Origin of the sequence: Sutcliffiella cohnii, assembly GCF_002250055.1 — a bacterium.
GTDB classification, from domain to species: domain Bacteria; phylum Bacillota; class Bacilli; order Bacillales; family Bacillaceae_I; genus Sutcliffiella; species Sutcliffiella cohnii.
Genome location: NZ_CP018866.1, coordinates 1,533,690 through 1,557,811, shown reverse-complemented (window position 1 = coordinate 1,557,811; position 24,122 = coordinate 1,533,690). Strand labels below are relative to the sequence as shown.

Genomic DNA, 24,122 nt, shown 5'->3' with positions numbered 1-24,122 from the left:
CTTTATTCCCGCCAAAACTTCGTATACCCTGCTTTATCCTCGATATTAAACTGAATCATTTTCTCCAGCAGTTCGTAATTTACAGGCTCGTTCCATTTAATACGAAACAGGTCCTTCGTAGAACTGAAGCCAGCTTCTTTAATTTCCTCAGCAAACTTCTCCATCCCTACCCGTTCAGGTGAGATGCTCATATGATGCTTAGCTGTCGAAAGGCCGATAATATATGTACCGTGATCCGAAAACATTGGCGTATTCCATTTAATATGGCCTTCCAAAGTCGGAAATGTATTAGTAATCCACGTCAAAACTTCCTCCGTTCGTTCCCGGTGGTCTGGGTGGTCGATTCCCGTTAAATACTCTTTAAAAACTTCCATGTTGCTGCCTCCTGAAAAATATACATAGTCTATAACTATCTAATAGTTTAGACAAAATTGTTAAAAGAGTAAACTATTTGCCTTGGGTGCTTCTTTAGGCTCTTTATTATCTAGAAACGTCTTTTTCCTTAGATTTCAAGTCCAATCCTACTAGTACTGCTGAAAGAAGAAAAGCAACTATGCTTGAAATAAAAAATCCAATTGCATAAACTGGAATGCTTTCTACAGGTACTCTATCATTAATTTCCATAAATAAAAAATATACTCCAATACCATCACCATCGACATTTTTTCCAACAGATAACAAGTTAAACCCTTTGATCAGCAATGCAATGGCTAGTAAAATTAAAATAGCTACTATTACCCAACGACTAATGGATTTCATTTTTTTACTCCTAACACATTTGATTTTTGCTCCAATATTATATTCATCATTTGTATACCCATTCCTTCTTCACACGGCACTGGTTTTATATAATTTTAATTTAGAATATCAATAATATTTATACATTATAAACAAAACATTCTTGATCCTTTGTGAAATTTATGAAAAAAATGGATATTTTTAAGGAAATAGGAAAATCTAAAAACGGTTGAAAATTTTTTTCGTAAAAGGTAAAGGTGGATCATTTGTTTCATGTTGTATTAACATTTGGAATGTTAATTAGTTTAGCTCTTTCTAAAAAACTAAACAAATGGCAAGAAGCTTTTGTTCCTACTCTATTTTTTGCCTTATTCAATCTTTATTACCATTTCCTTTGTTATAGCAAGGATAGATGGTTATGGATTATCCAAAAGCCTATTGTAAATTACTTTATTACTGAAACGGTCTATTGTTTTATTATTTTCCCCTGTTGGGCGATTCTTTTTATTGGATTTTTCCCTCAAAGAAAACCTTTTATCTATTTGCTAAAATGGTCTATCGTTTCCGTAGTAATTGAATATATAGCTACGAAGATGGGGTATTTTAATTATTCAAACGGCTGGAACATTGCGTGGACCTTCTTTTTTTACATAACAACGTACCCAATATTAAGACTATCTCAAGTAAGACCGTTACAAGCAGTTATCTTCTCTTTTTTTCTCATTGTTTTTTATTTATGGGTGTTTGATTACTTTCCGATTCTCTTTCAAGGAGATAATTTAACCAAATAAAGGACGGCTCCATTTATAACTGGAGATCGTTCCTTTTTTATTTTGGCTCTTTTATTTAGTTGTTTATATTTGATAAACAAGAACGAATATTCTATGATTACGGTGAGCTTTATTTAAAAAATACAATAAAATGGAAAGAGAACTTCTATAAAATCGAAGTTCTCTTTTTAATTCTCTCAAAGTATTAAAAACTTTTTATAAAAAATTGCAACTTTTCACCACATTCATACGTGGTTTGCTTAGATTGGGGTGAGGCCTTTGGAGCTTGATGAGATATATGAACTGCATGTAAATGATTTATACCGATACTTGTACTCCTTATCAAAAGACCATTTTACAGCGGAGGATCTAGTTCAAGAAACGTTCTACCGAGCATTTATTACACTTGATGAAAGAGAGATTACCAATATAAAAGCTTGGCTATTTAAAGTATCCTACCATGCATTTATTGATTTTACGAGAAAAAGAAAGCGATATATTGTAAGTGATCAGTTAGAAAATATAGAGCCTAAAGGGATACCGCCAGAAAAGTCACCAGAAAAGCAATTTATTGAAAAGGAAAGTTTTCAACAGTTGCTGGAAGATATACATTCTCTTAATGATAAACAAAAAAACGTGCTCCTACTATGTGACTTTCATAAACTCTCGTACAAAGAAGCTGCAGACATATTAGATTTAAATTTGAATACGTTAAAAAGTCATTTATTACGCGGTAGAGAAAAAATGATCGCGAAAATACAGAAACGGAGGGAACGAGATGAAAGAGAAAGATAAAAATCATTCAAATGACGAAAATCTGTATGAACAAATGTTAAACAACTCTATTGATGAATTTGATCAAAAATATAGTCCAAAACAACAACAAACAATCGTGAAAAGAAGTAAAAACAAAGCAATGTTTACGAACATTTTAATAAGCTTAGCTATTCTATTATTAATTGTTCCAGTGATGACCTTATTAACTTACTTTTACTATAGTAGTGGTGAAAATTATGGCCGCGCGAACAATGCTATTGAAGTTGCTTCCAAACTTATATATGTTACGGAACCGAATATGAGTGTGGAAGAGATGGAGATAGAAGAGGAGATCGGCTTTTTCACGATGGACCTTAACTTTGATGTATATAAAAGGATTGGTTCTCAAGACTATAAAGTCGGTGACTATGAGATTAATTATTATTTTGACAAACCTAATTTTCCGAAAAGAAATTTGTTACTAGAAAGACCATTGGAGGAAATACCCCAGCCTGAATCCGAATTAATTGTCCATCCTGACGTCTTAGTATCCACGAATTCCGATTGGAACATTTTAAAAGGACTTCCGGATGGGACTGTTTCTGAATTGTACGTGTCATTTTCAGAAACGATTGATGTATCCGAAGTGAACGAATTATTTAATGGAGATATGGAAGTACGATGGCTTGCAGTAGACACTGGATTAGAAAGAAAGAGAATAGACAAAGATGGTTACCCACTTACACCATTAGGCTACCCTGCCCAAGTTGACACAACGACGTGGTCACCGTTTAATGGACGAGAACAAACGAACGAAGAAGTTTTTCTAGACATACTTAAATTTTTAAAAGAGAACGAGGAAACTGCAACCATTTTAGCTAGGGCAAAATCGTTATCTTTAGAAGAACGAATAACGTATATCGAGGAAAATGGTATCAAAATTTATGGTGTGGTCGTTACTGGCCCAACAGCCGAATTACGCAATTTACAGGATAACGAAAAAATTAAATCTATGAAGATAGGAGAAGTGAAACTATGGAACTGGAAGTAAAAAGAAATCGTTTTAGGCTTTCAAATATATTTACTGGTAGTGGCATCATTTCCTTTCTAATCGGAATTATTATACTAGTAATGGTTAACATAGGTTTGCTAACAGGCTTTCATATTGCCTTTGGAAGTTTCACGTTAGCCCTTTTAGGAATCTTTCTTGGCATTTTTGGTTTATTTACTAATAGAAGTAACCGATTATATGCGTATTGGGGACTTGGACTGAATGTATTTATTCTTATTTTTGCAATCCTGATGTTTGTGTTTGCTTGGAGTATTAATGCGAAGCCATAGGGTATTAGTTGCATAAAGAGAGCCTTCCAATCGTTTGGGCCGTGTCTACCACTGATATCGAAAGTGTTCGACAGCCTGAAAAGTAAAAATTTTCACCGGAAAGTCCACTCTATACAATTTGTTCATATTGGTATTGCATGATTATTTTTACTGTTAAAAAAATACAAGAAGAGAGAAATTATATACTTTTAAGAGTTAGAGGGACAGGTTCGGTATCTACAATGTGTGTAACTCAACTGTCCCTCACCTCTTAAATTACACCGAACTTTTCTAATGCGAAGGATATACCGTCTTCACTCGACTTTTTCGTTACGAAATCGGCTACGCTCTTTAATTCCTCATTTCCATTTCCCATCGCGATACCTAAACCGACAAGTTCTAACATATCTATATCGTTTCCACCATCTCCAAACGCAATTGCTTCTGTTAGATTCAAATTAAAATACTCCAACACTTTTAAGATAGCTACAGACTTTGATATATTCTCTTGTAAAACATTCAAAATAAAAGGGTGCCACCTTGCTTTTTTCACGGCCCACCTGTTCCCTTTACTCCACGTTCAACTCTTTTCACCTCTAGTAAAATGGGTTATACTAAATAATATAAAGACATATAATAAAAAAGACTAAGCGGTGCATCAACACCACTTAGTCAAGCAATAGTCGCAGGTCCCTTCAAGGGGGGCGGCTAAATGTATAGGATAACCCACCATATCGCCGGTCAAGCTCAAGGGTGGGTTATTTTCTGTCTAAATACGATTAGGATGGACACAATCAAACCAGCGAATGAGATCATTAGCACTAAAGTTTGAAATGTCGTCATCACTTGCATCACCCCCTTTCTAACTTGGGGTAATGCCGACCACCCTTGAGTTTCCCTGACTGACTATTGCGAAATTATTATAACACAAAACAGAACGCTTGTTCTATATGTGTTTACAACTTCTAAGGTCTTTCCTTAGTCAACCTCTCACTTCGTAACCACGATGCTACGGAACTATCTATTTCTTCCACTAGTTTCTTTTTTGTCCAAGATTTTTTGTACGTTGCGCTTTTGTTGAGGAGAATGTAAATAGATTGAAGTTCCGGTATTCTGAATTTATTTCGTGCTGTTTTACTTAACTCCCTCCATAACGTCACAATATTCCCGCTCCCTTTTAAGTACTCGGTAGGTAAGTTCAACTCATATTTTTCTAACAGTTCGTTAGAAGATAAATTTTCCTGCACATCTTGTAAAAATCTCTTCCCATCGAAGTTTGCTTTTTTACTAGTATGACGTTTCTCAACTTGCTCTGATCCTTCTTTTATAAACGCCATTACTTGTTCTAAAGTTTGTATATCCTGTTTCATCAACCTTTCATCAACAGCTTCCAATATTCGCTTACACTTCTCCAACGTTTGAATAGCCTCTGATTTGTTCACAAAGTCACCTCTAATGTAGTCGGATCCAAATCTCTCTTTACTTCGTCTGCTAACTCTTTATACTTTAAATGCTCTGGACTTATTTCACCATTGGACAGTGCTTCCGAAATGGAATTTAAATGTTTTATAGCCGTCTCGTACATTTTCACGTCGCCTAATTCACTTTGGCCTTGAGGTAGAGAAGGCCCCTTTCGCATCGTTTCAAAAACACCGAGAAGCTTCGGTTTATCTCCAAATACTAGCTTAATAAATGGAGCGTAATCCTTGTTTGCACAGTATTTTTCGTATATTTTATTCACAATCTTTATGTAGTGAGCAACACCTTTCGTACTCACCTTATCCATTATAGTTGGAATGATAAAATAGTCTGATAGTAAGAAGCCGCTCTGTGTGATGAGATTATTAGTAGGAGGACAGTCAAAAATAATGAGATCATATTTTTCTTCTAACTGGTGATCTAGCAAAAAGTTATGCAGGATAAATAAATTCTCAAGTCCAGCTTGCTCAGTCGTCATATCAATGGCTAGCTCATCTAATCCACCATTACTATAAAAAAGATTAGACGGGATAAAATCTATGTTTCGATGATTTCTCGAACAGTTCTTAATTAGTTTCCTGGTATCAATAGAAAACCTCGCATGATTTAGCTTTTTCGACTGAAGGTACATATCTAATGCATAGTTTAACGATTCATCATCTCTTAAATCAATCAAGTCTCTTTCCGTACTTTTCAAGCAAATCTCACTTAAAGAACATTGCGGATCTAAGTCAACAAGCAAAATTTTATACCGCTCTGCTAAATAGTGCGCCAAGTAATACACACTCGTCGTCTTCCCTACCCCACCTTTATAATTACCGACAAAAATTTTCTTCGCTCTCCCCATATATGCCCCTCCTAGATGTTTGTCAGTTTATATATAGGTGGATGGGCGGAGATATATGCTATAATTTGGAACAGATTGTATTGTCTTTTTCACACAACTCTAACTAAAATTAAATTTTCTATAGACATAGTAAAGCTAAATAAACCACAACCTTTTTAATAGAAAAAAAGAGCCTTCAAGTTAAACTAAGTAGTTCGGTTAAGAGGTAGAAAAACCAAATTAACAAACGAATTAACAGATTAAACCACATGATTTTTGACAACAAAATTACAAAAGAAAACGCAGAGGTTTTAACATTTCTCTGCGTTTTAATATTCTAATAACCTGTTATTCAACTAACGCCCTTTAGTACAATAATAATTATTTAAGTTACATTTATCAAAACTACAAAAGATACCAAAATAAGGATTGGAACACTTTTAATTTTACTTTCCTTCCACATCTCTATTGTTGAAAAGATGCCACCAATAATCAATATAGCAATCCCGATTCCTTTAAGTATATTGATAGCGAATAAAACACCTAAATGGGTTAAGAAAACACCTCCTACAATGAATCCAATTGTAAGAATAAATCGTTTGGAACGAAAATCTTTCATTGCTGATTTTTTATCATCGGTATCCAATTTAAAATAGCCTCTAAAAACCATAAAAATTGGAATTCCCCACATAATTATAAAAGTTACAAGCGAATCAGTATTTATTTCAATTTTCCCCACCCCCTATTAATAAAAGGCAAATTATTATTAAACTCTTCTCGCTAACAACAATAGGAGCTGCCATCGACAACTCCTTCTTCCACTCTTGCACCCGTTCTTGAATAAGAGTTTCTACTTATTTTTCGATTAACCTTACAAATTGTTCATTCTTATAATCTCTCCTATATTATAGCCTATCCAAGCCCCGATAAATGGGAAAGCACCAATAGGAAAGTCCAATCTTAGAGAGTTAAAATCCTTAACAAACAATAAACCTGTAATAAGAACACTGATAACACTGATAATGACAGCCTCGGTCATTTTTTTTTGCTTCCAACGTTTCTCTCCCGAACGATTTCTGTCAAATTCCTGCACACGTTTACTTGTCTTTGTACCGATAGGTCTTCCCGTTTTTATGGTGTACAACGTGATAGCTACTATTATCCATAAAAGCACACAAAATACTCCAATGAGAAGGGAGGGCTTTCCGTGCTTAGAAAAGTAACCAATCAGTACGAATAAAAACATCATTACTAGATTGTTTTGGACTAATTGCTTCCTTTTTAAATGCTTAACTTCTTGTATATCCCATTGAGTTACACCCATTTTATCCTCCCTTTCAATTTGACAACTTCTTCAACTCTACTGCCAGTTAGCGCAATAAGCCAAAGAAACTGCCTTGACGGCAGCTACCAGTCTTTCGCTCAAGCCCCCTATAGTTCAAGTAAACGATGTACACTTTACCCCTAAACTAATAAAGCTAAGATGGCTAACTTATTACCACCAACTAGTATGATTTGAATTTGGTGGATTCTGCTTTTGTGTTTCATCCTTAATAGAATCCAGTCCATCTTTAGCATTCTTATCGCTGATTCGTTTATAACGGTTGGTTTTTTTATCTAAAAAATAACCAAATAACAATAGTGCCACAACGAACACCCCGACAATACTCCATACCAAAACCATTCCCTTTCCTCCTTTGTATTTTATGCATATGTTCAACTACTTTTCCGTAATTCCCTACTTCTACTAACCTGCTCCGTTAGCACAACAAGCGACTGTCCTTATTGAATACTCGCCCCTTTAGTTCAAGAAATAAGATACTACTACTCACTACCTAACGGTTTTCTGAATTCTATCTCTATGGGTATATATCCACACGAACATCTCTTTGTTTCTTTTATATAGACCGACATCATTAGAGAAAAACGCCATAAAAATTAGCTGGATTGATAACATAACATGGTATATAGAGTCCTTTTCCTCAGCGGTTAATCTATTTACTTTGTTGTAAGAAGTAAATAGTCTTTCAACAAAACTAAACCAGTTTTCTCTCTGTTCTATATTCGAAAATATTTCATTCAATAAACTTGTGGAACAATAACAGACATCAAATAATCTTGCATTAACTTCAGCAATTTCAAAATCAATTACTGCGGAAAGTTTATCACCATTTAATACAAAATTAAAAATATGTGTATCTCGGTGAATTAGCTGTCTAGGTAAACTTTCAATATTATTCTTTAACTCCTTATCTAAGCACTCCAGACAGCTTTTTAGATTAGAATCGGCGTCTACCTTAAAGACCTCTTTTATAGCAAATTCTGAAACCATTTTGTACAGGTTTTTTTGATTAAATTGTTCTGTGTACTGTACATCCCTCAGGTCTCTATGCATGTAAGCAATTGTTTCCCCGAGCAGATTAGAGTCATTATGGTTTTGAAGGTAGTGGACTGCACTATGGACTTCTCCCTCTATAAAGTTATACAGTACAAAATTCTTATTATTATGAGTAACAATAAGCTCATCTTTTTTACTTTTTAAGGGGGTTTGCACCTTCAATCCCTTCGATTCAAGGAAATATAGAAGTTCATTTTCTCTTTCTGTCTCAGCGATATTACCTTTCACCTTTAAAATAAATCTTTCATCATTTGTTGAAATAACAAGATATGATCTATCTGAGAGAATTTTGGAATCCTTAATATCTAAAGCCCAATTGAGACAAATGAGCGAAATATCTGTATTATTCATATTATCCCCCTATTGTGTTCTTCTTCAACTAAACTGGCTCGTTAGTACAATAACATTTAAAAGCTCATTTTCTTCTCGGAAACAAGTTATCTTTTATCGGAATTAAAAATAGAATATATTCCCTATTCTAGAAAATCTATATAGTTTCCTAGGTTTAGCTCTTTAGCTTTTTGGTAGACATGCCATGCCCCTACTAAATCTTGAAAAGCTAAACCAACGGCCCCGTATATAGTAATTTGATCGTCATTTGTTCTTCCTAAACTTTGGTCGTTAATAACTTCACCAATTTCAGCATGTATGTTATCCTCTGTTAAGCCTGCCCCACCTATAGATCCCATTTTGTACTGCAAGGTCTCTATCATCACTAATAAATATTGATTTCTCGATTAACTCTGCACTAACTTCACATTTACCCGGCTCATCTGGGCCAAGAGTTGTAATATGTACACCTTTCTTAACCATGTTTGAAAACAAAAAAGGCTCCTTTGACCATGTTGCACTTATAATAATATCAGCTTCTTGTACTGCTTCTTCAACACTATTACAGACAGTTATAGGAATCTTTAACTCATTTGAAATACTTTCTGCAAAAGAGCTTGCTTTTTCATTATAAGTATCAAATACGAAAACTTTAGTAATTTCTCTAAGGTGTTTGAGAGATTGAAGTTGAAGTGTACCTTGGACTCCTGCGCCAATAATAGCCACACTATCAGCATCCCTTCTTGCTAATAAATGAGTTCCAATTGCACCAGCTATCCCTGTTCGAATAGCAGTAATATAAGTGGAATCCATAATAGCCAATAAATGTCCTGTTTCAAGATCGTGGAGGTTTATGACACCTTTAATAGAAGGGGAATGAGAGGGAAATTTAGCGTGATTTTTTACTGTATATGCTGGAATATTTGAGATGAGTCCAGGGAACAAGAGCATAGCACTGGTATTTTCTTGAGGAAGGTTGGAACGAGCTCTTTGTGCTGGGATTTCACGAGACAAAGAATAAGAAGCAAAGGCCGCTTTTAAGACTGGGTAAAGTTCTAAAGGCTCCATTAGTTTTTGTATTTCTGTACGAGTAAGTAATAATGTTTGCATTATATATTCTCCTTTATTTTTTAGGGGTGATTAGTAAACTTAATAATTAGTGATTTTATAATAAAAAAATTGATTTTATTTCATAACAGATATAGAATTCCTTAGAATAAGTAATAAATTAAGATTGCAATAAATAAACTTGGTAAACCCAATAAGGCTAAACGAGAAGTTGTTCTATTTCTTATCTTTCTATCGTCGGCTGATTCTGTTGAAAAGTTGGCTCTCATTCTATCACCGCTTACCATACTTCCTGACGTAACCATTGCACCTAAGAGAAATACAATTCCAATTCCCCCTGGTATCATATATGCTTGATTAAAACTCCAAAGAAAAGTTGATAATAGAACTCCGATTACCGATAAAATAGCCCCAGTTAATAAATACTTCATGATCATACCTCCTTAGCCTTAGCCTAACTATTCATACGATTCAAAACTGATTTCGTTTCACTTTTAATTGTTGCATGTTATTATAAACGCATATATTAAAGATGACCGAATGGTGCTGCAACATTAAACGGTCAGAAAATAGTCGTAGGTCCCTTGGACGGCTTTTTTTGAAGGATAACCCACTCTGTTCGCCGTCAAAGCTCAAGGGTGGGTTATTTTCTGTCTAAATACGAGATGATGGACTCAATCTAAGATGTATATTTATAATCATTCTGAAGTTGGCTTAATTGAATATCAATCTTGTATTCCCCTAGCTTACCTTTGCGAATATATTTATTGTCCTTTTTGATATCTGTTTTCTTCGCTTTATTACTTTTCTTAATCTCTTTTGGTTCCTTTTTAAAAAGTTTCAATAGAAATAACATATCAGCCATGTCCCCCTACCTTCCTTCTCCTGTTAAGTTCTCTGAGTTTGGTGGGGAGATTTGTTGTACGTAATAGCGATCTAGGCTTTCTTCATTCGTAAAAGACATCAAGTAGTTTCTACTTTCTTCAATTAAATTGAATACATTCGCATCTTTAATATAAACTTTATATTGTTTACGGTTTTCTTCATTCTCTTCGCTATTATAGCCAACAACCCACATTTCCATATACTTTCCGGGTTCAATGTGATGACCTTTTTCTTCAACATGGAAGGAGCCAAACGTATGGCTAGTATAAGATTTTGTTTCATTATTGATAAGAAAATACAAAACCACTACAGCTAAAACACCGCTCATAACAAATATCCATTTTTTATTATTCATCATGGAACCTCCTTAGGTTACTTAATATATCCACGGCGAGTATGCAAACACTCGAATTATTCTAGAATCTTATATCTCCTAGACTCCATAGACCTTTATCAACCTCTCTCCAGTCTAATTCGGTCTCAGAAACGATACTGTTAAAGAACCTGGTGTAATCTTCATAATGCTTCCATGAATATGGTTTAGAATTTTTAGTAATCTCTTTATCAAGACTCCATAAGTAAGTACGCCAAACTTTAACATCTAATATGGGGTACAAATGCGGCTTCCAAATGTGAATATAAAATGTTGGTAATACGATAGAAGTTTTCGTAATGGAGTCCACTCTTTCTCTAAAGTCTTCATACGTAATATTATCGTTCTTAAACTGGATACCAAGTTCTAATAAATTGTAATGTAGCGCTTGCTCGATTGCCGCGTTATTTGATGATGTAGTTCCAGCATAAAAGTATTGACCTTCATAGTTACCTTTAGTGGATACCGCTTGGCTACTTGCAGTTTTACTTCGACTTATTTTTCCTAACTTCCATAACAACAAGTATCTTACTGCCTCTTTTAATTCTTCCGTCACTTTTGTGGATTTATCAACTACATCTAAATAATAGAAATAAATATCTTTCGAATACTTTTCTTCATTAAAGCTCTCCTTTGCTTCCAGTAATAGCTCTTTCTTAATAGTGCTTGAACCCACTTCAAAGGACTCATTTAGACCATTATGAGATAACACTTTCCATACCAGTTTCCCATATTCGTAATATGCCATTAATTCTGCCACTTTCCCCTTAGCCCATTTTTGTTGTGTAGGGGTTAACCATGATTCTTCCGATTCTTCCGCATATTCTGTTTCATGGATAAACGCCAAATAATATTGCGTATTTTCACTAAAACCTAGATTCATATAGTTTTCTATTTTTATAATATCTCGTTCAAACGGTGCTACACTACCACCAGATTTATATTTCGCCTCTATAATAGCAAGAACATTTTCTACTTGTTCACTTAAATAATCATTGGAACTATTTCTTTTTATTTGGACGACAGCTATATCAGCTATCCCATTTTTATAATGGTATTCTGTAAAGATTCTAATGCTATTTTTCACTAGGAATTGGTCTGTTAATTCGGTACGTTAATGGTGGTAAATAGCATTTTTAAGTGTATCTTCTTTCAACAGATACTGGTTGTTATAATCCTTTTTTATATGCTTCATCCAGATCGATTTAATTGCTAAATCTATTTGGCTAATTATATTTGTACCGCTTATTTGTTTTAATAATGAAGTATGCATAATGTACCTTCTCCTAAATTCAATGTTTACAAATATTATAGCATTTTTTGGAATTAGCAAACTTTTTCTATTCAACTAATGAAATTAATTTATATTAGGATGCTACCTTTCATTAGTAACCTTTTAAATACCAGAGTTAACCTCAAACGGTTGCCAATTGCTTAGCTATTTCGACAATAAGGTTCGATTGTTTATAAGATTTTAATATTTAGGTGTACAATATATGGAAGTTAATGTTATAATTTTAAAAATATTTAATTATTGATAATTGCGATGATGAGAAGAGTAAATAAAAAGTTTCTTTACAGAGAGCTCCAGATGCTGAAAAGGAGTAAGAAATTATTATTGAAACAAGCCTCTGAGCATTACATTGGAACCTTATTAGGGGGGATGGTGTAACGGGTGCTCCCGTTATAGAGCTAGGGTATAAGCATTTTAATGCCGTACCCGATAAGGTTAATATGGTGACATATTAATAAACTGGAGTGGTACCACGATAATAAATCTCGTCTCCAAGACTAAGGTCTTGGTGGTGGGATTTTTTTATTTTAAAAAACGTAATACAAATATGCTTTAGGAGTGAGTTTGATGAAATTCAAAAATATGCTAGAAGCATGGAAATACCCATCAATTTTATTGCTAGGTATAGGAGTATCAAATTTAGGTGCGTGGGTGTACTTAATTGCACTAAATTTAATGGTATTTGAACTCACAGGTTCTCCTCTTGCCGTAGCTGTACTTTACATTCTAATACCTTTAGCAACTATGTTTACAAACTTTTGGTCTGGTAGTGTTATTGACAGATTAAATAAACGAAATTTGATGATCTTTCTTGATATTTTTAGAGCACTTTGCTTATTTTTTGTACCTTGGTTCCTAGATACATCCTTGTTGTTACTATATTTTATTGTCTTTTTGATTAATATGGCAACCTCTATGTTTAGTCCGACATCGATGGTTTATATTACAAAATTAATTCCTTCCGAACAAAGAAAGAGGTTTAATTCTCTCATAAGTTTAATTGATTCCGGAGCTTTTCTGATAGGTCCTGCTCTAGCTGGTTTGCTTTTCATTATTGGTACACCTGAACTCGGTATTATCATTAATGCAATTGCATTATTTTTATCAGGATTAATTACATTACTCATGCCTAATGTAGAAAAACAGTCAAAAGCTATTGATAATGGTGAGAAGTTATCCATTCAATTATTGAAGAAAGATTTTCACATCGTAATGAATTTTAGTAGGAAAAGCGTTTATATAATGCTAATTTACTTTTTGTTTAGTTCGGTTTTTGTTATGACTGCTGCTGTTGATTCATTAGAAGCAGCTTTCGCAAAAGAAGTTCTTAGTTTATCAGATAGTGACTACGGATTTTTAGTAAGCATTGCAGGTGCAGGTATCATTGTTGGAGCGTTGATTAATACCATTTTTGTGAAGAAAATTGCAGTTTCCATTATGATTGGTGTAGGTTCAACATTTGTATCGGTTGGTTATATCGTTTATGCATTTTCTAATTCGTTTATCATTGCTGCATTAGGTTTTTTTATTCTTGCCTTCTTTCTTGCATTTGCCAATACAGGTTTTCTTACTTTTTATCAGAACAATATTCCTGAGGATGTTATGGGTAGAATAGGTAGTTTATATGAATTTGTCGAAGCAACACTTGTTATCACAACAACGGTTATTATAGCACTTCTTGCCCAAATTTTTTCCATTCAATTCGCGGTTATTACTGGTGCTTTGGTGATGTTGATCCTATCTGTCATATTATGTACTTTCAATTTAAGATCGTCCAAACGTAAATATTATCAACCCAATACTTGATCAACACATGGTAAACTACGATTATGAGTGATAGGAATGGAGGTTACCTTCTTCAACAAACTTGCGTTAGATGAAGAAGAAATTAAATTAAGGACCGCACCTTTTAGATATGTCTCATAGGTGTGGTCCTTTTATTATCAACTACTTAATCTATCCTAAATATTCACTTTGAGAAGTGAATTGTGACTTTTATGTGTAATAATACGTTATATAAATTTAGGAAAAAGAAAAGACCAAAAGGGAGGCAACTTGGGGAATCTTTCCCTTATCTTCCTTCCCCCGTTAAGTTCTCTCCACCCGGTGGGGAAATTTGGTCTAAATAGTAACGGTTTAGATCATCTTCGTTGGAGAAAGTTAAGAAGTACACTTTCTCTTTTTCGATAAGGTTAAATACATTAGCGTCCTTGATGTACACTCTGAAATATACTCTATTCTCTTCCTTTTCCGCGTCGTTATAGCCATCTATCCACATCTCCATATATTCACCTGGTTCAATGTGGTAGTCTTTTTCCTCTATATAGAAGGATCCAAATGCATGATGATTTACTATATGGTTTTCGTCCTTATTATTTATATAGAGAAAGAACACTGTAACAAGCAATAATCCAACAACTATATAAAGCCATTTCTTCTGTTTTCCCATGCTGTGACCTCCCCTTTTAGTTACTTCAATTCAAATTTAGAGTAGTTTCTATATGTCTTTACCATAATATCACGAATATTATAACATTTTTTAGCAATTAATTATTCTGTTTGAGCTTAGTTTCCGTTCCGTTATTAATTTCAAATATTTGTTACCGAATTTGGGCTAAATAGGAAAAAAGACAATCATTTTGACCGTCTCATTAATAGACATAGACCATGAAAGTTACACACACTTTTTTTGTTTTTACGTTAAAAATATACAGTCCCTCCGTCTACTAATCGGTGTTTACTAGTGGTTCCCCCAATTGGCGAAGTTTTTGATCATATGAGTAAAGAAATATGCAACTGTTGCGACTACGATATCAATGAAAAATAAGTATAACTGATTCATCCCATTGTTTAAAACAAGGAAACCAGTTAATTTTTCTATCGTACCAAACCCAAAGGCGAGCAGCGCGCTTATCACAACTATATAAACGAAGAAGCTTTTACCTTTATTCGTACAATATTGATAAACGAGAAGGAAGGCAACAGGAATGGCGGATGTAGTTATACTGAGGGCATACGGGAGTTGAGGACTGAGAAAATATGGGTGTACAAGTTTATTGTGATTGGCTAAAGCAATATCAATATACGTCCAGAGTACATGTACGGTAAAACCAAAAAAGAATACCTCAAATATACGTTGTCGATCCACGAGAAATATAAGAATAAATAGAGGAAGTATCATTAAGCATACAACAACCCAAAATTGCCACGTCCCGAAATGGGAGTATTCGGACCAATATGAATGAATAAGTGTCGTTGATTGTTTGTTACTGTCATAAATTCTAGCCCAATAGTCATAGTATTCCATTACATGTTACCCTCCTACCTTACGTTTCTTTTTTCTATGTTCCTGAATAATCGAAGTTCTCCACTCGAGCATTAAATAACTTTTGTAAAAATTCATTGCCTTTATGACTACCTAACAGTTTCTGTCCGTATTGAATAAATTGGTCTAGTTCGTTCTCACTAATTTGATTCATATCAAACGGCATATGCTCCATTTCTTTGAACGCATCCATCAATTCAATAAGGACCGTTTTCCCTTTATCTGTAATAGTTACTTTTTTAAACCTTCGCTGCACTTTGTCCGTTACCACCTTTACATAACCGTTCACCTTTAACGGCTTCAGCAACCTTGTGACCGTTGAAATATGCCAACAACCTAATTCACTAATTTCAGTAGGGGTTAATTCATATTGATTGGAAGAAAGTAAAAATAAAATATGTTGCTGGGCAGGTGTAAGGTTAAATTCTCTCTCTAATTCCGCCCAATTTCGCTCCATACAAAAATATAACGCCCTTACAACAAGAAGCATATTTTGTTTATACAAAACATTCATCTACCTCAACCTCACTTGTATCTACAATTGTATTTACAAGTGTAGTATAACTGTTCGGATTGAAATATATTCACTAAATATTTGTCAGCCGAACAGTTATAAAAATAATTGATGAATCCTACTATTGAAGAAAATATCAGTTGCCGAGTATGGGTCAAATACGAAAAAAAGACGATCACTTTAAATGTGACCGCCTCATATATATTCTTCAATTGAAAAAGCTAAAGTTCAAGGAGGAAACCAACTAGCACTAAAAATTAATCCTCAATTACTTCAAAAATATATGGTGTATTACGGTAATGGTGACCATAGTTCAGCCCATATCCTGCTATAAACCTATCTTCAATAACAAACCCTTTATAATCTACTTCAATCTCAACTTGTCTACGTGATGGTTTATCAAGTAGTGTACATGTCTTAAGACTTTTCGGGTTTCTTTCCTTTAGGGAATCATAGACTGTTTTCATCGTATTTCCTGAATCTAAAATATCGTCTACGATTAAGACGTCATAATCGGAAATATCCATCGTTAAACCAGAAACTATTTCTACTTTTCCGGTACTTTCTTTTCCATGTCCGTAACTGGAAGTTTCCATAAATTCAATTCTAACTGGTACTGTTATGTGTCGGACAAGGTCTGCTGTGAAAATAAAGCTTCCTCTTAATAACGAAATAACAAGGAGATTTTTGTCCTCCCCTTGATAATCACTCGATATCGTTGCACCTAGCTCTTTTACTTTCTCTTCTATCATTTCTTTATTATACAAAATATTTTCTTTCATCGTTTCTACCCTTCCTAGACAGTTTTTATTGTTTTTGAGTTTCCTTTAAAATACTGAATATACTCATAAACAGAATCGCACATTAACTATATTGAAATAGGTCACTGTGATATTTGAAATGATACTAGCAAACCCTTCCACTCCAGCTTCGTATCATACTATTATAAAAAACGCTCTATATTAATCACAAATTATGAAAATAATCATAACATAGACTTACCTATACGAAAAATATATAATTCATATAGAAACTATATGTTTTTTATATACAAGGAGATATCGATGGACATAAAACGATTAAAGTATTTTATAGCAATAGCCGAAGCAAAAAATATAACAGCCGCTGCCACTAGGTTACATATGTCACAACCACCTCTTAGCATGCAGTTAAAACAATTAGAAACTGAGCTTGGTGTTAAATTGTTTGAACGAAGTGGGAAGAGTATGGTATTGACGGATAAAGGTAAAGTACTCTACGAAAAAGCATTACATTTGGTGAATAGTGTAGAAGAAATAAAAAATGAATTACAAGAAACAGAGGAGGGAAAAAGAGGTGTATTGGCAGTAGGAATTAACACCCTATCCTTATCAGGTTTTTCCGAAGTGCTCCAAACCTTCCACGAAAAGCACCCTAAAGTTTCGTTAAAAATTGTTCAAAATGACTCTTTTTATTTAGCAGAAATGATAAAAACAAGGGCGATTGAACTTGCATTTGTACGCCTTCCACTGGAATATCGTGGATTGACTTACCATCACCTCATGAACGAGCCATTTTTTTTCGTAACCTACAAGAAAATACACACTATTTCATTAGAGGAAATTTCTCATACCCCTCTTATCATTCCAAGTACAGAAGGTTTAGGTATTTATAGTACAATTCTTGAAGCATTTACAAGGCAAAACCTCCAACTAAACAAAATAGCGGAATGCTCCGATATGAATACGTTAATGGACTTAGTTAATGGTGGAATAGGGGCAACAATTGTTCCAAAATCTGTTTTAGATGTCTATAAGGACAAAGCTCTCTACTCGATACCAATCGATAACGCTGATCTGAGATCTTCTTTAGGAGCTATTTGGCTTGAAAACCATTATCTTTCTACACCTGCTAAAAACCTTTTAGCACTATTAAAGCAATACTGTAATGTTTCACATTAGACAAGAGCTAATTATCCCACTCTATAGTTAAATTTTTTTACAAGACGCTACTTTTTCACTCTTTCTCTTTATTAATAAGATGAAAACATTAGTATAGGAGAGAGTTTAACGTGGAAAAGTTCAGTTACGAAATGATTCAATCTTATCAATCTTTTCAGTCGATAGAAGAAATGGACAAGTGTGTCCGTGGATTTTTATACATACATAAAGGTGAGTTATCAGAAGGAACGATCAGCGTTTTAAAATTCATTTGGCGCCATTCTGTAAAAGTTCCAGGTGTTTCGTTTGCGAAAAATGATACAATTGCACAATTTGTAGGTGTGAGTAAAAGAACGGTTATTCGTGCAATCAATAAATTAGAAGAACTACATATTTTAAAACGAGTACATACGGCAAGAAAAAATGGAAAACAAGGGGTAAACCTCCTTATTATTCAGTCACATCAACCTATTGACGAGTTAAAAAATACAGTGTCATCCCAGCCTGTCACACTAGATGACACTCCTATCAAACAAAGAGAAAAACATCAATCACTCTGTGAGAATACAAATCGTAATGACGTAAAGGACGACAAAAATGCCCATCCTGAAAAAGAGAATTTAGTACTCATTGATTCTAGTTTTCTACCAGACACTATTCATCAAAATTTCATTCAAGCTGCCGATCCATTTTTTAGTGCTATCGAAATTTATAAGCTATGGAAACGAGTATTAATTGCCTATAATAAAATCAATTTCAATCGTCCTTTAGAAGAATTAATGCACGTAGTTGTTAGTTCCTTTAAACAATCGATGTTCATGAAAAAAATGAAAAAAATCCGTTCTACGTTCGAAGGCTACTTTTACAGAGTTTTACACGAAAACTTCATTGTTGAAAAGCGCCGGGAGAATAGACATTTGATGTATGATTTTATTGCCGAATTCGAAAAAGCACAACCGGAGTAGATAAATAAAAAACCACCCTTTTGCCGTTAACTGTGGGGTAATTTTATAGAACCTGTATCACCCTATCATATATCTCTCTCCAAGGCAGATTCAAATTCAAGGTCAACACTTCTATTTTCATTCGTTCATCCCAAACGAACGACTCTTGAACATCCCTGCCATTGAACGGGTAAATCAAAACGCCCCTTACATCCAGTTCCTGCGGTTGGTGCATGAGGTAAGTAAATAGTTGGTACATGTTATGGCTATGGAATGTTTGTTTACCGAAATGTTCTTGGAATATATGTTTGTAAAACTTCGCATCGATAATTATTTTTTCTCTGCCGTTTTTATGTGTTAAGGATACATCGGTTACCATACTTGGCAGCAACGCTTCATTTCCTTGTAGGTTCCAAGAGAAGCGCTCCGATGACACTTTGTATTCGTTCTGTTCCATACGGTAAAAGTGAAACAAAAACTTTTCAAAGAGATGGTTGAGTGCTTTTTCATCTAACTCCGCCTTAAACAAGCTCCAATCCCCTTGTTTATGAGACAACAAGGTTAGTTCGTGGAGGATTTTCGCAATGTGTATGCTCCGTTTATAATAGGCGTTATGTTTCGAAAAGTGCACCCTATTAAAAATTCCTTTTGTGAGTGGCAGGACATCAACTTCCGGGAATAGGTCTAACATCATAAAGCTTCGTTTCCGCGTCTCTTCCTTCACATACTTGTTATAAGAAATAGCTTTTAGTGTTGCCTTCAATAGTTGATTTTCAAGTACATTGGCTGAGTACTCATCTTTTTCACAAACTACTAACGGCTTTCTAGCAATAAAATAAGGAATACTTTCATTAAGCAACAATCTGCCACCTAACCGACCAGTTGGCTCTACATGGGTAACGTAGCTTTTTACTAACCCACGATGTGAGATACGATCTACTTCTTTCAAAAACTCGTTGGCGATAAAATCATACGTAATAATATCTTCATCGACTTCGTTAAGACTTTTTACTAGTTCGGGAATTTCATGAACATAGCTAAGTATACAAAACAAATTACGAATGGGAACTTTAAACTCCATCTTACATTCCCTCGATTAATTCTTTTACTACTTCGGGTCGATCGTAAAAATACTCTTCTAACAAAGGAGTGATTTCAAATTGGATGATGTTTTCAAACCAGATTTCTTCCGTTAAATAGTCTGGTTTCTTCGTGAAAAAGGAATGTCCAATCGCATAGCCTTGTCCAAGTTGATAGTCATTGGCGATTACGGTGTTCCATTTATCCACTGCATATTGAATTCGGTCTAGCATGTGAGTAGAAACACCTGAACCTTCCAAAAACTCTCGCCACTTCGCATTAAAGTTCGGTGTTATCGACACAAAAGCAAAACGTCTTCGTAACGCTACTTCCAATTGTGCAAGCGAGCGATCAGCTGTATTCATCGTTCCAATAATGTACACATTGCTAGGAACGGTAAACTTCTCGCCATTATAGCTCATGGAAACAAAATCATCCCGCTTATCTTGTTCGATAAGCATTAGTAACTCACCGAAAATTTTCGATAAGTTTCCTCGGTTTATTTCATCAATGATAAAGTAGTAATCTTTTTCTTCATTTTCAATTGCCTTTTTACAAAACTCGTAAAAGATGCCGTACTTTAAAGTAAAACCGTTTTCTTTCGGACGATAGCCCATGACAAAATCTTCGTACGAATAGTTTTGATGAAACTGTACCATTTCCACACGAGTATCATCCTTCTCCCCCATTAAGGAGTACGCAAGCCGTTTTGATACGAATGTTTTTCCAACACCTGGTGGTCCTTGTAGAATTATATTTTTCTTATAACGGAGTAGATTAACCATCGTTTCATATTGTTGCTCGTCCATGAATACTTCGGAAAAGAAATCCTCCTTCGTATAGTTTTCCTTAACGGTTGGACCAGCAATAGCTCCAATCGCTTTTTCCAAGTTAGGCTTTAATCTCCAAAGGAAATGCTCATTATCTGTATATTCGCCATCAAATAACACTGGCCAATATTTTGCTTTCCCATCATCACTTATTGTTGCTTCTCTTCCTGTATCTTTTAATATCCTTTTAGCCAATTGTACGACCGGCTGGTTAAAGGAAGAATAATGTTTCCCTAACGCTTTTGCTAGCTGAGTAGCTGTCGCCTCCCCACCAAGCTCATACATTTTTAATAAATATTCCTTATCCGTTTCTTTGAAGATTGTCTCGTCTTGTAGTAACCTAATCCATGTTTCCTCTGATATATCAATTAAATAAGTTTCTTCCTTCATTTCCTCTAAAACACTAACCATTTTTCGATAAAATTCTTCATATAGAAAGGCGTCGATACCAGTTTCTACAACAAGGTCATTCATTCCCTTTTTATCGTGCTGATCGCCATAATCTAACCCATATTCTACTCCATTTTCTGATACTGCTAGGAAAAACTGCGGAGCCAAACGGTGACTTTCATACTTTTCCTCAAACACAGCAAGCCAGCATCTCGATCCACCAAAGTTTTGATTCCAATTGAATCCGTTCAATACTTTATCTTTCCAGAGGGTAAGCTCTCTGAACTCTATTATTTCTCGTATTGCCTGATGAATTTTTCTTTGTTCTTCGCGTACTTTTAGCTTTTTATCAGCATAATAAATTTGGAACAAAATCGTAAAGTTATTCCACGATTGCAAAATATTCGTTTCATATTTCACCTTCACTTCTTCCTTGATTTGTTCCAAGTCTTCTATTCTAATGAAATTTTTCTCTAATATTCTATCTAACACTTTAAACTTAATTAAGTTCACTTTTTCATCATTACGGTATTGTTCCCGTAAGCCTTTTAACGTCTCACTCTCTATTTCTGATATATCTCGCAACATGGCATCTGGATCTTTTTTATAATGGGCTAGCTTTACAGCCAGGGTATGTAAATATTCCACAGACGTTTCCACAATAATTTTGTTAGATTGTGAATGACATAAGAAAAAATCTTGAACATCTAACATCGTTAAATCCGATTGAGTTTTTTGAAAATGTTTTAATACGAACGTACACACATTTAAATACATTAAGTAATTATTCCCAACCGTTCCAGACTTACTTGCTAGGCCATAAGTATTTTTTATAAAACTAAATACAGCCTCTTCATAGAGCGGGTATAAGGCGTACTCTTTAGCAGCTAATAAGTATCCGAACAACGATGCATCAAAAGAAATACTGCTTTTAAAGTCTTTACCTTTACGTATGAACTGATTGATTGTTTCCCCTATCGATCCGCCAAACTGATAAAGCTCCTTTAATAGAAGGGCAACTTCCTCTGGGCTATTTTCGGCAAACTCGACTAAATCAGCTGTTTTGCTCTCATGAACAAAGAATTCGGAAGCCGTGTTGGCTTTTTGTAGTCTTTTCACGATATAAACGACCGTATCTGGATTAATCTCTTTCTCTCGTAAATACTCATTCAAATTCGATAATATTTCTATCTTATTTCCACCATTATATTGTTCCGTCTCTTTATATGCTAAGTATCTTTTATATGCGATGTTTAAATAATTATCTTTTAGTAGAATTGATTCATAACTTTCCATTTTGACCTCCATTATAGAAGTAATTCACCCCATTATTATAGCATTTATTGGAATTTTATTGTTTTTAAAAAAACTTTTTAAAAATTTTTCTCTATGATGCTACTTTTCTTGTCCTCCGCTTTATATAGAGGGTGAAGGCACAATAAAAAAGGAGGAATTACAAATGACAATTGTAAACAAGGAAGCAGTAAAGGAGTTTCAAACATTCTCATCCATCACGAAGCTGGATCAAACGGTAAGGGGGTACTTATTCAGACATAAGTATACGTTTTTACCAAGTACAGAAAAGGTTTTAAAGTGTATTTGGAGAAATGCTGGGGATGTTTACGGTGTGTGTGACTACACGTTAGACAAAATCGAAACAGAAGTAAAACTTTCTAGAAATCAAGTAGATAGAGCTATCAATCAGCTTATTAGACTAAATATCATAGAAAGTATTCTAACTCCTAGAGATGTAGGAAAGAGACGAATTTTACTTGTCATTCAGCCAGATATGGATTACACAAAGTTTTCTAAAGAGGAGGAAATGATTGGATTATCTTCTTTAGAAAGCATCCCGAAGGATTTTATAGATTTTGGAACCTCCTATTTTTCTGAAGAGAAAGTGCACCAATTATGGGCACACGTATTAGAATTGGAAAAAAACAGTGAAACAGATATTCCTTTAGGAGAGTTACTAGATGAAGTTATTTCAGCCTTGATTGATAGTACCGCTTTAATAAGTGGAGTACCAGCAGAAGTCAGAGAAAAGCTTTTTTATCAAAATGTTGAAAAGCTATTTCACGCAGAAGAAAAAAAGTTAGTAGAATTTAATCGCCTATAATAATAGTGATAGAGCTATACGAGTAAAACGTATAGCTCTTCTCGTTTTATGATCATCAAACCTTTTCATAGCGATAGCATTTTTAAATGTTTATGAATCTATATTTATTAATTTGATCACGCTACTTTTTTTGTCCTCCGCTTTATATAGATAGTGAAGGCACATTAAGAAAGGAGGGATTAAACATATTAATTGATAACGAGGAAACAGTAAAGAAGTTTCAAACATTCTCATCCATTACAGAGTTGGATCAAACGGTAAGGGGGTACTTATACAAACATAAGTACACGTTTTTACCAAGTACGGAAAAGGTTTTAAAGTGTATTTGGAGAAATGCTGGAGAAGTTTACGGTGTATGCCACTGTACGGTAGAAAAAATTGCTACAGAAGCAAAAATTTCAGAAAGACAAGTAGGACGAGCTCTCAATCAACTTATTGAATTGAATGTCATTAAAAGAGTTCCAACATATAAAGAAAATGGCGCGCAGTCACGGAATTTACTTGTCATTCAACCAGATTCCAATTACACTTCTATCTCAAAGGAGGATGACGAAGCTGGAATATCTTAGCTTGACACTATTCCAAATATTTTTCTGAAGAAAAAATACACGAATTTTGGGAGTATGTATTAAGAACGGAAAAAAGGTTCATACAGATACTTCACTAGAAGAGTTGCTGGAAATTGTTTTGATAGGCATAGGAGACAGTAACATTAAAATCATAGAAGGCGAAACGAAGGAAGAGGCCGAAAAGGTTTTCTATCA

Annotated in this window: 30 protein-coding genes, 1 pseudogene and 1 other annotated feature; of the genes and pseudogenes, 9 read left to right on the top strand and 22 right to left on the bottom strand. The window is 34.4% G+C overall.

The annotated features are described in order from the left end of the window. Positions 1 to 2: 2 nt before the first annotated feature. Positions 3 to 374 carry an iron chaperone gene (locus BC6307_RS07400; protein WP_066411133.1) on the bottom strand — a complete coding sequence of 124 codons (372 nt, stop codon included), beginning with the start codon at positions 372 to 374 and terminating at the stop codon, positions 3 to 5. 106 nt (positions 375 to 480) lie between these two features. Further along, positions 481 to 759 (bottom strand): hypothetical protein, encoded by a 279-nt coding sequence (locus BC6307_RS07395; protein WP_066411136.1) that lies wholly within the window; start codon positions 757 to 759, stop codon positions 481 to 483. Between the two features lie 245 nt (positions 760 to 1,004). On the opposite strand from BC6307_RS07395, the gene BC6307_RS07390 reads away from it, so the two are divergent. The 4 genes from BC6307_RS07390 (at position 1,005) to BC6307_RS07375 (ending at position 3,605) form a co-directional block, all read left to right on the top strand. Continuing rightward, positions 1,005 to 1,529: a CBO0543 family protein gene (locus tag BC6307_RS07390; protein WP_066411138.1), complete on the top strand. Its 525-nt coding sequence runs from the start codon at positions 1,005 to 1,007 to the stop codon at positions 1,527 to 1,529. Positions 1,530 to 1,787: 258 nt separating this feature from the next. After that, positions 1,788 to 2,303, top strand: coding sequence for a sigma-70 family RNA polymerase sigma factor (locus BC6307_RS07385; protein ID WP_066411139.1), 516 nt, complete (start codon positions 1,788 to 1,790; stop codon positions 2,301 to 2,303). After that, positions 2,287 to 3,315, top strand: a complete 1,029-nt coding sequence (locus BC6307_RS07380) for an anti-sigma factor (protein WP_066411140.1) — start codon at positions 2,287 to 2,289, stop codon at positions 3,313 to 3,315. Before BC6307_RS07385 ends, BC6307_RS07380 begins: the two co-directional genes overlap by 17 nt. After that, positions 3,300 to 3,605, top strand: coding sequence for a hypothetical protein (locus tag BC6307_RS07375; RefSeq protein ID WP_066411141.1), 306 nt, complete (start codon positions 3,300 to 3,302; stop codon positions 3,603 to 3,605). Before BC6307_RS07380 ends, BC6307_RS07375 begins: the two co-directional genes overlap by 16 nt. A gap of 250 nt (positions 3,606 to 3,855) precedes the next feature. Here the strand turns inward: BC6307_RS07375 and BC6307_RS07370 are convergent. The 14 genes and pseudogenes from BC6307_RS07370 to BC6307_RS07315 form a co-directional block, all read right to left on the bottom strand. Then, positions 3,856 to 4,125, bottom strand: a pseudogene (locus BC6307_RS07370) (HAD hydrolase family protein); the annotation flags it as partial. A 206-nt stretch (positions 4,126 to 4,331) separates the two neighbouring features. Beyond that, positions 4,332 to 4,427 carry a putative holin-like toxin gene (locus BC6307_RS25710; protein ID WP_235858039.1) on the bottom strand — a complete coding sequence of 32 codons (96 nt, stop codon included), beginning with the start codon at positions 4,425 to 4,427 and terminating at the stop codon, positions 4,332 to 4,334. A gap of 122 nt (positions 4,428 to 4,549) precedes the next feature. After that, positions 4,550 to 5,026, bottom strand: coding sequence for a hypothetical protein (locus BC6307_RS07365; RefSeq protein WP_066411143.1), 477 nt, complete (start codon positions 5,024 to 5,026; stop codon positions 4,550 to 4,552). Then, positions 5,023 to 5,910 (bottom strand): ParA family protein, encoded by an 888-nt coding sequence (locus tag BC6307_RS07360; RefSeq protein WP_066411145.1) that lies wholly within the window; start codon positions 5,908 to 5,910, stop codon positions 5,023 to 5,025. The genes BC6307_RS07365 and BC6307_RS07360 overlap by 4 nt, the downstream gene beginning before the upstream one ends. A gap of 364 nt (positions 5,911 to 6,274) precedes the next feature. Beyond that, positions 6,275 to 6,535 carry a hypothetical protein gene (locus BC6307_RS07355; protein WP_244905126.1) on the bottom strand — a complete coding sequence of 87 codons (261 nt, stop codon included), beginning with the start codon at positions 6,533 to 6,535 and terminating at the stop codon, positions 6,275 to 6,277. A gap of 225 nt (positions 6,536 to 6,760) precedes the next feature. Next, the gene (locus tag BC6307_RS07350) at positions 6,761 to 7,213 is read right to left on the bottom strand and encodes a hypothetical protein (RefSeq protein WP_066411147.1); all 453 of its coding nucleotides are present in this window, start codon (positions 7,211 to 7,213) and stop codon (positions 6,761 to 6,763) included. Positions 7,214 to 7,384: 171 nt separating this feature from the next. Continuing rightward, positions 7,385 to 7,573 (bottom strand): hypothetical protein, encoded by a 189-nt coding sequence (locus tag BC6307_RS07345; RefSeq protein WP_066411149.1) that lies wholly within the window; start codon positions 7,571 to 7,573, stop codon positions 7,385 to 7,387. Positions 7,574 to 7,720: 147 nt separating this feature from the next. Then, positions 7,721 to 8,638, bottom strand: coding sequence for a phosphotransferase enzyme family protein (locus BC6307_RS07340; protein ID WP_066411150.1), 918 nt, complete (start codon positions 8,636 to 8,638; stop codon positions 7,721 to 7,723). Between the two features lie 122 nt (positions 8,639 to 8,760). Beyond that, complete coding sequence (locus tag BC6307_RS25505; RefSeq protein WP_268874247.1) at positions 8,761 to 8,976, bottom strand: hypothetical protein; 216 nt, start codon at positions 8,974 to 8,976, stop codon at positions 8,761 to 8,763. Continuing rightward, positions 8,939 to 9,727, bottom strand: coding sequence for an ornithine cyclodeaminase family protein (locus BC6307_RS07335; RefSeq protein WP_268874248.1), 789 nt, complete (start codon positions 9,725 to 9,727; stop codon positions 8,939 to 8,941). The genes BC6307_RS25505 and BC6307_RS07335 overlap by 38 nt, the downstream gene beginning before the upstream one ends. A 101-nt stretch (positions 9,728 to 9,828) precedes the next feature. Further along, positions 9,829 to 10,116 (bottom strand): DUF5316 domain-containing protein, encoded by a 288-nt coding sequence (locus BC6307_RS07330; RefSeq protein ID WP_066411152.1) that lies wholly within the window; start codon positions 10,114 to 10,116, stop codon positions 9,829 to 9,831. A gap of 248 nt (positions 10,117 to 10,364) precedes the next feature. After that, positions 10,365 to 10,550: a hypothetical protein gene (locus BC6307_RS07325; protein ID WP_094366096.1), complete on the bottom strand. Its 186-nt coding sequence runs from the start codon at positions 10,548 to 10,550 to the stop codon at positions 10,365 to 10,367. A 6-nt stretch (positions 10,551 to 10,556) separates the two neighbouring features. Beyond that, a complete protein-coding gene (locus tag BC6307_RS07320; RefSeq protein WP_066411153.1) occupies positions 10,557 to 10,925 on the bottom strand; it encodes a hypothetical protein in 369 nt (122 codons plus the stop codon). Between the two features lie 61 nt (positions 10,926 to 10,986). Further along, positions 10,987 to 12,030, bottom strand: coding sequence for a hypothetical protein (locus BC6307_RS07315; RefSeq protein ID WP_066411155.1), 1,044 nt, complete (start codon positions 12,028 to 12,030; stop codon positions 10,987 to 10,989). 450 nt (positions 12,031 to 12,480) lie between these two features. Further along, positions 12,481 to 12,733: a binding site (T-box leader), on the top strand. A gap of 71 nt (positions 12,734 to 12,804) precedes the next feature. On the opposite strand from BC6307_RS07315, the gene BC6307_RS07310 reads away from it, so the two are divergent. Beyond that, positions 12,805 to 14,043, top strand: coding sequence for an MFS transporter (locus tag BC6307_RS07310; protein WP_066411156.1), 1,239 nt, complete (start codon positions 12,805 to 12,807; stop codon positions 14,041 to 14,043). Between the two features lie 265 nt (positions 14,044 to 14,308). Here the strand turns inward: BC6307_RS07310 and BC6307_RS07305 are convergent, their stop codons facing one another. The 4 genes from BC6307_RS07305 to hpt form a co-directional block, all read right to left on the bottom strand. Continuing rightward, on the bottom strand, positions 14,309 to 14,686 hold the full coding sequence (locus BC6307_RS07305) for a hypothetical protein (RefSeq protein ID WP_066411158.1): 378 nt from the start codon (positions 14,684 to 14,686) through the stop codon (positions 14,309 to 14,311). A 291-nt stretch (positions 14,687 to 14,977) separates the two neighbouring features. Next, complete coding sequence (locus BC6307_RS07300) at positions 14,978 to 15,544, bottom strand: hypothetical protein (RefSeq protein ID WP_066411160.1); 567 nt, start codon at positions 15,542 to 15,544, stop codon at positions 14,978 to 14,980. Between the two features lie 34 nt (positions 15,545 to 15,578). Further along, on the bottom strand, positions 15,579 to 16,076 hold the full coding sequence (locus tag BC6307_RS07295; protein WP_066411163.1) for a MarR family winged helix-turn-helix transcriptional regulator: 498 nt from the start codon (positions 16,074 to 16,076) through the stop codon (positions 15,579 to 15,581). Positions 16,077 to 16,333: 257 nt separating this feature from the next. Beyond that, a complete protein-coding gene (hpt, locus tag BC6307_RS07290; RefSeq protein WP_066411166.1) occupies positions 16,334 to 16,858 on the bottom strand; it encodes a hypoxanthine phosphoribosyltransferase in 525 nt (174 codons plus the stop codon). A 282-nt stretch (positions 16,859 to 17,140) separates the two neighbouring features. Between hpt and BC6307_RS07285 the strand changes: the two genes are divergently transcribed. Together BC6307_RS07285 and BC6307_RS07280 are read left to right on the top strand one after the other, a co-directional pair. Beyond that, complete coding sequence (locus BC6307_RS07285; RefSeq protein WP_066411169.1) at positions 17,141 to 18,016, top strand: LysR family transcriptional regulator; 876 nt, start codon at positions 17,141 to 17,143, stop codon at positions 18,014 to 18,016. A gap of 110 nt (positions 18,017 to 18,126) precedes the next feature. Next, positions 18,127 to 18,960: a helix-turn-helix domain-containing protein gene (locus BC6307_RS07280; protein ID WP_066411172.1), complete on the top strand. Its 834-nt coding sequence runs from the start codon at positions 18,127 to 18,129 to the stop codon at positions 18,958 to 18,960. Between the two features lie 43 nt (positions 18,961 to 19,003). Here the strand turns inward: BC6307_RS07280 and BC6307_RS07275 are convergent, their stop codons facing one another. Together BC6307_RS07275 and BC6307_RS07270 are read right to left on the bottom strand one after the other, a co-directional pair. Beyond that, positions 19,004 to 20,020: an McrC family protein gene (locus BC6307_RS07275; RefSeq protein WP_066411174.1), complete on the bottom strand. Its 1,017-nt coding sequence runs from the start codon at positions 20,018 to 20,020 to the stop codon at positions 19,004 to 19,006. A 1-nt stretch (position 20,021) separates the two neighbouring features. Continuing rightward, entirely contained in the window at positions 20,022 to 22,535 is a 2,514-nt protein-coding gene (locus tag BC6307_RS07270) for an AAA family ATPase (RefSeq protein ID WP_066411177.1), read from the bottom strand. Positions 22,536 to 22,698: 163 nt separating this feature from the next. On the opposite strand from BC6307_RS07270, the gene BC6307_RS07265 reads away from it, so the two are divergent. Together BC6307_RS07265 and BC6307_RS07260 are read left to right on the top strand one after the other, a co-directional pair. Further along, positions 22,699 to 23,358 carry a hypothetical protein gene (locus tag BC6307_RS07265; RefSeq protein ID WP_066411179.1) on the top strand — a complete coding sequence of 220 codons (660 nt, stop codon included), beginning with the start codon at positions 22,699 to 22,701 and terminating at the stop codon, positions 23,356 to 23,358. A 245-nt stretch (positions 23,359 to 23,603) separates the two neighbouring features. Next, positions 23,604 to 23,927, top strand: coding sequence for a helix-turn-helix domain-containing protein (locus tag BC6307_RS07260; protein ID WP_066411180.1), 324 nt, complete (start codon positions 23,604 to 23,606; stop codon positions 23,925 to 23,927). Positions 23,928 to 24,122: the final 195 nt, after the last annotated feature.